This window comes from Mesorhizobium sp. B1-1-5 (assembly GCF_006443065.1).
Taxonomy (GTDB): domain Bacteria; phylum Pseudomonadota; class Alphaproteobacteria; order Rhizobiales; family Rhizobiaceae; genus Mesorhizobium.
Genome location: NZ_VFWS01000606.1, coordinates 1 through 1,086 on the forward strand (window position 1 = coordinate 1; position 1,086 = coordinate 1,086).

The 1,086-nt window shown below is 65.0% G+C and carries 2 protein-coding genes; both read right to left on the reverse strand.

The features are described 5' to 3' along the window. On the reverse strand, nucleotides 1-744 hold a 744-nt coding region (locus FJ980_RS33705), incomplete at its 3' end, for a 2-aminoethylphosphonate ABC transporter permease subunit (RefSeq protein WP_140547674.1). Further along, nucleotides 737-1,086: TOBE domain-containing protein (locus tag FJ980_RS33710; RefSeq protein WP_140547675.1), on the reverse strand; the 350-nt coding region annotated here is incomplete at its 5' end. The genes FJ980_RS33705 and FJ980_RS33710, both read right to left, overlap by 8 nt.

Consider the following 1,086-nt stretch of genomic DNA (forward strand, 5'->3'; position numbering starts at 1 on the left):
CCTTCCATAGATCAGCAGCGGCAGCGTGATGACCCCTTTGGCGCCGATGAACAGCACGATGCCGAACTCGTTGACGGTGAGCAGCAGGCAGAGGCTCCCGCCGGCAATGAGCGCCGGGATGGCGGCCGGCAGGATGATTTGGCGCACGATGCGGAACGACCGCGCGCCGAGCACGCTTGCCGCTTCGATCTGGCTGCGGTCCACCAGCGAGAAGGCGGCAAGCAGCGGCCGTAGGATGAACGGCGTGTAGACAGTGACCTCGGCCAGCACCACGCCCCAGCTCGAATAGAGAAAATCGACGGGCGGCGACGGCAGTGAAAAGGTCTCCATCAGCCCTGCGTTGAGCATGCCTGCGGAGCCGTAGAGGAAGGTGAAGGCGAGCGTCACCAGGAAGGTCGGCAATGCGATGAAGGTGTCGATCAGCCTGGCGATGAAGCCGCTGCCGGGGAACGGAACGAAGGCCAGGATCAGTGCCAGCACGAGACCGACGATCAGGCACCCGGCAGTCGCGATAACCGAAATCGTCACCGTGTTGATCAGCGCGTTGAGGAAGAAGCGCGAATGCAGGACGCGGATCACTTCGGCGACATTGGCAACGCCGCTGTCGTCCAGGAAGGCCTGCCGGGCGATGAGCGCCAGCTGATAGAAGAACAGCAGGGCCAGGAGTGCGGCCGGCGGCACGATCCAGAATCTGCCAGGCTCTCTCCTGACCGCTGGCGAGGCGATAGCGACAGCCTCAGACACCGGCGTCTTCCGGAACGAGCGAGGTGTCGGTGGGCGCGAAGAACAGCGGCACCTTGGCGCCGGGTTCCGGCAGGGCCATCGGCAGTCTCGTCGCCGAGACGCGCACCGTCGTGCCGTCGACATCGAGCACGAGATGGGTGAGTTCGCCTTGCCAGTGCACCTCCAGGAGCGTGCCGACAATGCGATTGGTATGGTCGCCATCGGCCGTCAGGCTGAGGTGCTGGGGCCTGATACAAAGCAGGCTCTTGTCGCCGGCCTTCTCGTCACGGCCGGTGCCCATCAGCACCGCGTCGCCATGCCTTGCCGCGGCAAAACCCTTGGCGCCGGCAGCCTCGGCAATGG